General features: G+C 73.4%; 7 protein-coding genes. 4 read left to right on the plus strand and 3 right to left on the minus strand.

All coding sequences use genetic code 11. The features are described from left to right. Nucleotides 1–106 precede the first annotated feature (106 nt). From MXD60_RS27755 to MXD60_RS27770, 4 genes are all read left to right on the plus strand, one after another. On the plus strand, nucleotides 107–1,042 hold the full coding sequence (locus MXD60_RS27755; RefSeq protein WP_248822650.1) for a pseudouridine-5'-phosphate glycosidase: 936 nt from the start codon (nucleotides 107–109) through the stop codon (nucleotides 1,040–1,042). Between the two features lie 196 nt (nucleotides 1,043–1,238). Continuing rightward, the gene (locus MXD60_RS27760; RefSeq protein ID WP_248822651.1) at nucleotides 1,239–3,455 is read left to right on the plus strand and encodes an MMPL family transporter; all 2,217 of its coding nucleotides are present in this window, start codon (nucleotides 1,239–1,241) and stop codon (nucleotides 3,453–3,455) included. A 131-nt stretch (nucleotides 3,456–3,586) separates the two neighbouring features. Beyond that, nucleotides 3,587–4,072 (plus strand): PH domain-containing protein, encoded by a 486-nt coding sequence (locus tag MXD60_RS27765; RefSeq protein ID WP_248822652.1) that lies wholly within the window; start codon nucleotides 3,587–3,589, stop codon nucleotides 4,070–4,072. Then, a complete protein-coding gene (locus MXD60_RS27770) occupies nucleotides 4,069–5,448 on the plus strand; it encodes a PH domain-containing protein (protein WP_248822653.1) in 1,380 nt (459 codons plus the stop codon). Before MXD60_RS27765 ends, MXD60_RS27770 begins: the two co-directional genes overlap by 4 nt. Nucleotides 5,449–5,463: 15 nt before the next feature. Here the strand turns inward: MXD60_RS27770 and MXD60_RS27775 are convergent, their stop codons facing one another. The 3 genes from MXD60_RS27775 to MXD60_RS27785 all read right to left on the minus strand — a co-directional run bounded on the left by MXD60_RS27775 (nucleotide 5,464) and on the right by MXD60_RS27785 (nucleotide 8,861). Beyond that, on the minus strand, nucleotides 5,464–6,537 hold the full coding sequence (locus MXD60_RS27775; RefSeq protein WP_248822654.1) for an SMODS domain-containing nucleotidyltransferase: 1,074 nt from the start codon (nucleotides 6,535–6,537) through the stop codon (nucleotides 5,464–5,466). A 436-nt stretch (nucleotides 6,538–6,973) separates the two neighbouring features. Continuing rightward, complete coding sequence (locus MXD60_RS27780) at nucleotides 6,974–7,543, minus strand: GNAT family N-acetyltransferase (protein WP_248822655.1); 570 nt, start codon at nucleotides 7,541–7,543, stop codon at nucleotides 6,974–6,976. A gap of 40 nt (nucleotides 7,544–7,583) precedes the next feature. Beyond that, nucleotides 7,584–8,861, minus strand: a complete 1,278-nt coding sequence (locus MXD60_RS27785; RefSeq protein WP_248822656.1) for an NAD-dependent epimerase/dehydratase family protein — start codon at nucleotides 8,859–8,861, stop codon at nucleotides 7,584–7,586. Between the last annotated feature and the right edge of the window lie 113 nt (nucleotides 8,862–8,974).

Consider the following 8,974-nt stretch of genomic DNA (forward strand, 5'->3'; position numbering starts at 1 on the left):
CCGCGCCGCTTGCGGGGCGGGGGGCGGGGGGGGGGTCGGGGGGGCCCCGCCCCCCCCCCCCGCCGCGGGCGGGTGGCGCCGACCGGCGTCGGCATAAGGTCGGCTCATGGCGGTCAGTTCGGACATAGTCGTCTCGGCGGCGGTTCAGGCAGCTCTCGCCGCCGGTGAACCGGTGGTAGCGCTGGAGTCGACGCTGATCGCGCATGGGCTGCCGAGGCCCCGCAACCGTGACGTCGCCGTGGAGCTGGAAGAGGAGCTTCGGCGTCGAGGCGTGACGCCCGCGACGATCGCGGTGATCGACGGCGCCCCCCGGATCGGCCTTGAGGAGGCCGACCTGCTCCGGATCGCCGACGACCCCGACGTGGTCAAGCTGTCCGTCCGGGACCTGCCGGCGGCCTGTGCGACCGCCAGGTCAGGCGCGACGACGGTGGCCTCCACGGCGCTGCTCGCCGCGCGCGCCGGCATCCGCCTTTTCGCCACCGGCGGCCTCGGCGGCGTCCACCGCGGCGCGGGAGTCAGTTTCGACGAGTCCGCTGACCTGGTGACGCTGGCGGCCACCCCGATCACGGTGGTGTGTGCGGGGGTGAAGTCGATTCTCGACGTCGGCGCCACCCTCGAACGGCTGGAGACACTCGGCGTGACCGTCCTCGGGTACCGGACGTCCACCTTCCCCGGGTTCTACCTGCCGCACACCAGCTACGACCTGGACTGGCGGGTCAGCGATCCGCAGCAGGTCGCGGCAACGATGACAGCGGCGGACGCGCTGGGGCTCGGCTCCGCCATCGTCGTCGCCAACCCGCTGCCCGCCGATCAGGCACTCGATCCCGTCCTGCACGACCGCGTGCTGGCCGACGCACTGACCTGGGCGGCGGAACGCGGCATCCGTGGCAAGTCCGTCACCCCGTTCCTGCTCGAGACCTTCCACCGCGAGACCGGCGGGGCCAGCCTGGAAGTGAACATCAACGCCGTCCGGAACAACGTCATCGTCGCGGCTGAGATCGCCCTGGCCTGGCACGCGCCACCGTCCCCGACGGCTCGGTAACCACCGGGAGCTGCCGCATGGTCGGCTGATGATCCGTTCTCCGACTCGGCACATGAGCCGCGGACCTGCGACGATTCGTGTCGGGCCGTGACGCCGGGTCGCGAAGCAGATCCTGGCCGCGTCGGACGCGTCACTGTCCGACGTATGCCGGGGCGGTGACCCGCCCGTGGCGCGGCCGGGAGGGAGTTGGCGGATCGTGTCGTGGATCGTCGGGCGCCGATCCGCCTGGCTCGTGATCATCTTCTGGGTCGCTGTCGGGGGGCTACTCAGCCCGCTGGCCCTGCGCATCGACACCGCGCAGAAGAACGACGCTTCCGCCTACCTGCCGCGGGACGCGGAGTCCACCCGTCTGCTCGCGGCGCAGCGGCACTTTCCCGGTGGTGACGCCGTACCCGCGGTCGTGGTGATCCGCCGTTCAAGCGGCCTGACGCCGGCCGACCGGCGCGCGGCCACGGCGGTCGGCGGTGCGCTGCGCCGGTACGCCTCCGGGCCGGCGGTCGGGCCGATCGTCTCACCGAACGGCCGCACGCTGATCCTCACCATCCCGCTGGCCCAGCGGGATGACGCGAGCGCCTTCACCGCCGACGTGCGGGAGATGCGGCAGGCAGCGCGCCCGCTCGTCCCGGCCGGCGCCACGATCACGATCACTGGCCCGGCCGGGCTCATCGCTGACACCTTCCACCTGTTCAGCATGATTGAGACTCGGCTGCTCCTCGTCACCGCAGCGATCGTCGCGGTGATCCTTCTCGTGGTCTACCGAAGTCCGTTCCTGTGGCTGGTACCGCTGATGTCGGTGGGCATCGCCGACCAGACTGCCGCCGGCATTGTCTACCTGCTGGCCCGGCACACGGGGCTGACGGTCAACGGGCAGAGTGCCGGCATTCTGCGAGTCCTCGTCTTCGGCGCCGGCACCGACTACGCGTTGCTGCTGATCGCCCGCTACCGCGAGGAGCTCACCCGTCACCGCGACCCCCGGCAGGCGATGATCGAGGCACTGCGGCGCGCCGGCCCGGCCATCGTGGCCTCCGCCGGCACCGTGATCATCGGGATGCTCTGCCTGCTCTTCGGGGTGCTCGCGTCGGACCGGGGGCTCGGGCCGGTCGGGGCGATCGGCATCTCCACCGCCCTGATCACGATGACCACGCTGCTGCCCGCGGCGATGGTGCTGGGCGGGCGGCGCCTTTTCTGGCCACGGATCCCCCGGTTCGGGGAGCATCCACCGGTCACCGACACGGCCCGGCGCGGACCCGCGGCGCTCACCGCCCACGCCGCGGCGCTTGCCGCACCGACCGTCCCGGGGCACGAGGACCTGTCCGAGTTCGACCTCGCCGAGGAGCCGGGGCGCTGGGTCCGCATCGGCGCGGCGATCGACCGCCGGCCCCGCACCGTGTGGGTGGGCACTTCGCTCGCTCTCGGTGTCCTCGCGCTGGGGCTGTTCACGATGAACACCTCGCTGCGGGAGGACCAGGGCTTCCGGCGCGAGGTCGAGGCGGTGCACGGCATCGACCTGGTGTCCGCCGACTTCCCACCGGGGATCACGGCGCCGACCTACGTCATCGCGGCCCGCGCGGCGGCGCCGCAGGTCGAAGCCGCGATCCGGGGAACCCCGGGGATCGCCGGCGTGTTGGAGATCGGTCGCGTCGGCGCCCAGGTGCAGTACCTCGCCGTGCTACGGGACCGGCCGGACAGCCCGGCCTCGTTCGAGGCCGTGCGCGAGCTGCGCACCAGAGTGCACCGCCTGCCCGGAGCGCAGGCGCTGGTCGGCGGGAACACGGCGGTGAACCTCGACGTGCGGCGGGCGGCGGTGCGGGACCGCATCATGATCATGCCGCTGGTGCTGGCCGTGGTGTTCGTGGTGCTGATCTTCCTGTTGCGGGCGATCGTCGCACCGCTCGTGCTGATGGCGACGGTCGTGCTGTCCTTCGTCGCCGCGCTGGGAGCGAGTTCGGTCGCCTTTCGGTGGATCTTTGACTTTTCCGGTGCCGATCCGTCCCTACCGCTGTTCGGTTTCATCTTCCTGGTCGCGCTCGGGGTGGACTACAACATCTTTCTGATGACCCGCGTCCGGGAGGAGGCCGAGCGGATCGGCCCCCGCCCCGGCGTGCTGCACGCGCTGGCGGTGACCGGCGGGGTCATCACGTCCGCGGGAGTCGTGCTGGCCGCGACCTTCTCGGCGCTGATCCTCTTTCCGCTCGTCCAGCTCGCCGAGGTCGGCTTCCTGGTCGCGTTCGGCGTCCTGCTCGACACTCTGGTCGTGCGCTCGGTGCTGGTACCGGCTCTCGCCCTGGACATCGACCGGCGGATCTGGTGGCCCAGCCGGCTCGCCCGCCAGGACGACGGTCCCAGTCCCACGATCAACTCCGCGTCACCACCGATCATCGGCGCGCTGCCGCCGCCGCGGAAGGGGCCGTGACGGGCAGGCCGTGGTCGTTCGCCTGAGGACACTGGCACTGTCAGGCCGTCAAACCGGACGTAGGCTCGCGGGCTTCCACCGCTGCGGGCATTCCGGCCGGACGCGCCCAGGCGGCGACCTAAGGTTGCGACATGGCCGATGCGCTCCTGCCGGATCCCACCCGGTGGCGGGTTCTACCGCCGGCCCTGCGGCAGCTTCGGCGGACGCTCCTGTTGCTCGGTGCCGTCCCCGCGGTGGTGCTCACCATGCTCGTCTCGGCCAATCTCGGCGGCTGGCCGTGGATCCTGCTTACCGCCGTGCCCCTGGCGGCGGCGGGGTGGAGCTGGCATTCGATCGGCCGGGTCTGGCGGGCCTGGCGGTACGCCGAGCGAGAGGACGACCTGCTGATCAGCCGCGGCGTGCTGATCCGCCGGGTGGTCGTCGTCCCCTACGGCCGGATGCAGCTCGTCGACGTCACCTCCGGACCGCTCGCCCGGCGTTTCGGCATCGCGAAGGTGCAGCTGCACACCGCCGCCGCGACCAGCGACGCCGTCATCCCGGGGCTGTACCCGCCCGAGGCCGCGCGGCTTCGGGACGCCCTCACCGAACGCGGCGAAGCCCGGTCGGCCGGGCTGTGACCACCAAGCCCGGCGCCGCCGACGGGGCGCCTCCCCGGCCGCCCGCGCCGCAGCCCCAGGCCGCGGTGGTGGCGGGATCCGACGGGTTCAGCCGACTGCACCCGCTCACGCCGTTCCTGCGCGGCTGGGTGATCATCGCCGCGTTCGTCGCGACGGTCGGGCGTGATCTCGCCACCGACATCACCGCCCGGGCCTTCGGCCTCACCATGATCTTCCTGGTTCCGGCCGCGGGAACCTACGGCTACTGCGCCTGGCGGTTCACCCGCTACCGGATCGAACGGGACGGCCTGCGGCTGGACACCGGCGTGCTGGTCCGGCGCACCCGCTACGTCCGCCTCGACCGGCTCCAGTCCGTGGACATCCTCCAACCGCTGGTCGCCAGGATGACCGGGCTGGCCATCCTACGGCTGGATCTGGCCGGGCGGGAACGCCGGGAACATCGCGAGCGGCACGACGCTGACGGCGGCGACTCGGGCTCCGACCTGCGCTACCTGTCGATCGGGCACGCGCGCCGGCTGCGCGCCGAACTGCTGGCCACCGCGACGGGCCAGGCGAGCGACCTCGCCGAGGCGCCGCACCATCGCCTCGCCGAGGTCCCGCCGCGCCGGCTGATCGCCGCGATCGCGTTGTCCCCCGCACCGTGGGTCGCGCTGTTCGGGGCGGCGGCGATCGCCGTGCCGTCGCTGCTCACCGGCACCCTTGCCGGCGTGCTCGGGGCGATCCCGTTACTCGGCTGGCTCTGGCACCGGACCGTCCGGGTCTTCGCCACCGGCTACCCGCACATCCTGTCGGAATCGCCGAACGGCCTGCGCATCGACAGCGGCCTGCTCGGACGGGCGCACGCCACCATCCCGCCGGGTCGGGTACAGGCGATCAGCATCCGCGGGCCACTGCTGTGGCGGCCGTTCGGCTGGGTCACCGTCCGGATGAACGTGGCCGGTAGCGGGCCGTCGGTCCTGTTGCCTGTCGCCCGACGGGCGGATGCGCTGGCCCTCGTCCGCGCGCTGCTGCCCGGGGTGGACGTGGCGGCGGTCCACCTGACCCGCCCGCCGCGGCGCGCGGTCGCGCTCGCCCCCCTGCACTGGCGGGCGCTCGCCTGCGGTGCCGACGAACAGGTCTTCGTCTCCCAGCACGGTCTGCTGCACCGGCACCTCGACGTGATCCCCCACGGCAAGGTGCAGAGCATCCGGCTGGTGGCCAACCCGCTGGCCCGGCTGCTGCGGCTGGCCGACGTCCATCTCGACACCACCGGCGGGCCGGTCCGCGTGAAAGCCGCCCAGCGCGACGGTCAGGAGGCGCTGCGGCTGGTCGGCGGGCAGGCAGAACGGTCCCGACCGAGCCGGGATTGTTCGCTTCCGGACCGCTGGCTGAGCTGAACCCGCGGATGGGGCTCAGCCGAAGGTCGGAAACTCCGGGCCGAACACCGAGCCCCACAGGGCCACGGCCTCCTCGTGGTTACCGGCCTGTTCCGCGGCGACCGCCTTCGCCGAGTAGAGCCGGGCCAGCCTGATGTTCTCGCCCAGTACCTCAAGGTCCTCCGGGCGGACATAACCGGACAGGTCGCCGCGCACGTCGGCCGGGTCGGCCACGGCGAGGCCGTCCTCGTCCATGTGGCGGAAGACCTCGGCGAGGCCCTGTCGGGTGTTGAGACCGCGCCCGGCGAGCACCTGTCCGGCCAGCGCCTCGATGTGGAACGAACGCAGATGGCTGCCGCACACCCGGTTCCACGCCTTGAGCAGCCGCACCGCCGACATGACCCGCGGGCCGAGATCGGCCATCCAGCTCAGGTGCCGCTCCGGGCGGGTGGGCAGCCAGCCGCCGACCCGGTCGGGCATGACGTAGCCGGCCCGCGGATGGTCGAAGGCCGGCACCAGGTGCACGTCGGGCGGCGAGTCGTAGACGATGCGCAGCGCCTGGCCCCGGCTGCCGATCGTCTGGATCCGCTCACCGCCGATCGCGTTGCGCACACACAACACCAGGTCGCGGGAATCCCACCGGAAACGCTTCCAGGCGCTGTTCGCCGCGGAGAACACCGCGAAGATGTCCACCTCGTCCAGCGGACTGATCATCGTGTCCCGGCCGGCCGACCCGATCGTCGCCACCCCGACCAGCGGCAGCGCACACCGGGGTGGGAAGATCGCGCGCAGCGCCCGGTCCGCCTCGTCCCGGCGGGCGGCGATCACCGCCTTGTCCTCGACACTGAGCCGGATCAGGTCGTCGAGCTTGGCGAACGCCCGCGCGGTCGTCCCGACCAGCAGAGGGCCGGTCATCGCCCCGGTCGCCGGGTTGATCGGCGACATGGACGGCTGGTGACCCGCGGGATCGTCGGCCGGGAACAGCGCGTTGGGCGCGTCAGGCGTGGACTCGTTCGACCGCCGCCAGTGCGACGGAATGATCAGATGGTCGTAGGTGACCTCACCCGGCCGGACTCCGGCCGGCGTACCCCGAGGGGTTTCCACGCTCATGCTGCTGACCTCCCAGGCGCAGGTAGCGCCGAACCGTTCGGGCTCCCCTCCCCGGACGCGGGACGGGCCTCCCACGGACCGCCCCCGGACGTCCCGCCCTCGCTCGGCCCGTCGGCCAACGGTCGCGACATCGCTTTACATGGTGCCCCAGGGCATCACGGTCTGAACAGGGGGCTGCCGGCGCGGCGTGTCCGCCGGCCGGCCTGTGACCGCGAAACTACGAGAATGCTGCTGTCGCGTGCCCGACAATGGGCCACCGAAGGGGCAATGGATACACAATGTTGACCGTGTAACACAACAGTGCCCGTCGGACGATTCAGCGTTGCCTCGGCGGGGCGGGCCGCTCCGCCGCAGGTGGGGAGGCATGCGCGGGGGAAATCGCCCCGGGCGCCCCAGCAGGTCCACCTGGTGCGAGGCGCGGGCCGCAGACCTCCGGTCAGCCGGCCGGCGGGCGCAGCCAGATCCGCCACCACTCGGCTACCAGTACCGGGGTCGGCACGAACGAGGTCGCCTGTCCCAGCCGCTTACCGACCGCGTCCCCGCGGCGGATCCGCGTCTCGACCAGGACGCCGCGGTGCTCCAGCCAGCCGGCGCCCGCCCGCACCGCCTCGGTCGCATAGCCGTCGCGCCGAACGCCCTGTCCGATCGACACTCCCACCACGGCCCGCCGTCCATGGGTGTCCGCGGCCAGCAGACCCACCGCGGAGGGCTCGGACTTGCGGCGCAGTACCCAGGTCAGCACCGATCGGCCGGCACCGGCCCGGCGCCGCAACTCCCGACGCAGCGACCCGATCGGATCCTGCGGATCGGGCGGCGCCGCGTAGGGATCCGTGCCGACGAGGCCACCGAAGGATCCCACCCTCGCCTGGCCGCGCCCACCCGACGGCGCGGCGACCGCCGTGAACGCGAGCGCCGGGGCGAGCTCCTCCGCGACGTAGCCCGCGTTCCAGATCGTCAGTGGCAGTGCGAGCAGTCGGGGGGTGGTGAGGGTCGGCCCTTCACCCACGGTGCACCTGTGCCATGACGGGCTTCACTCGTGACGCACCTCAGCCACGGCGTGACGGCTCCCGGACTCCGAGCAGCCCCCGCTCCCGCAGCCACGCCTCCGTCCGGGCCATGCCGTCGGCCAGCGGGACGGTCGGCGCCCAACCGACGCGGTCCTGGATCCGCGCACCGGAGAAGCCGGCTGCCCGCGTCAGTTCCCGCACGCCGAGGGCACCGATGTCGACTCTCGCCCGCGGATCGACGCCTGCGGCGAGCCGAGCACCAAGGCCGCGCACCAGCGCACCAGCCACCTGACTCGCCGGCACCGCCTTTTCCTCTTCCGCCCCGACGCGTGCGCCGCCGACCCGCGCGCCGGCGGAGACCACGGCCTGCGCCGCTGTCGGCATCGGCGTCGACGCGGACCCGCCGCCCGCACGGTGACCCTGGGCCAGAGTGCGAACCCGCTCCCACGCGTCGACGGCCTCGAACACCCGGGCCGACACGGATCGGGGGACGGGCACGTCCAGCATCCGGCTGTAATACCCGAAGAACTCGGCGGCGAGCACCGGTTCCCCTCCGGTGACATGCAGGACCTCGCCGGCGACGGCCGAGCGGTCCGCAGCGGCGACGGCCGTCGCCGCGTCGACCACGTCGTCGACATGCACCGGGCTGACCACGCCGCGGCCACCACCCACCAGCACGAACCGGCGGGCCCGCATCAGCAGCACCGGCCACAGGGTCCACCGGCCGGCCCGCGGCCCATAGGCGTCGCCGACCCGCAGGATGGTCACGCCGAGGCCGTGCGCGGCGGCCGCGCTCACCGCCTGCTCGGCGGCGGCAAGTGCGTCGGCGCGTACGTCGCCGGTGAGCCCGACCGGAGCCGTCTCGTCCACCAGCGGGCCACCGGCCCCCGCGGGCGGGCCGCCCGACAGGCGCTGCGTGTCGTCGCCGGACACCGGGCGGGACAGCACGTCCACGCAGGAGAGATGGAGAAAGCGGTCGACGCCGGCCCGGGTGGCCGCGTCGAGCAGGTTCGCCGTTCCACCCAGCGTCACCCGGCGGATCTCGGCGCCGGACACTCGCGCCGGCCCGCCAGGGCGCCCCGCACGGACCGGGGTGAGTTCGGCGACCCCACCGGTGCCGACCGCCGCGGCGTGCACGACCAGGTCGGCGCCTTCCAGCGCCCGTTCCCACTCGCCCGGCCGGCTGATGTCGGCCAGAACCGTGCCGGGCGCGCGCCGGACGTCCAGCGCGACGACGTCCACGCCCTGCCTTCGCAGCGCGTGGGTGAGTGCCCCACCGAGAAAACCGGCCGCGCCGGTGACCACCGCCCGAACCACGGCCACTCCTTCTACCTGGGCACCCTCGCCGGGCGCCCCGGGGGGGGGGGGGGGGGGGGGGGGGGGGGGCGCCCCCCCCCCCCCCCCCCCCCCCGCCCCCCCCGGGCGGGGCC

Source organism: Frankia sp. AgB32 (assembly GCF_023243045.1).
Taxonomy (GTDB): Bacteria; Actinomycetota; Actinomycetes; order Frankiales; family Frankiaceae; genus Frankia.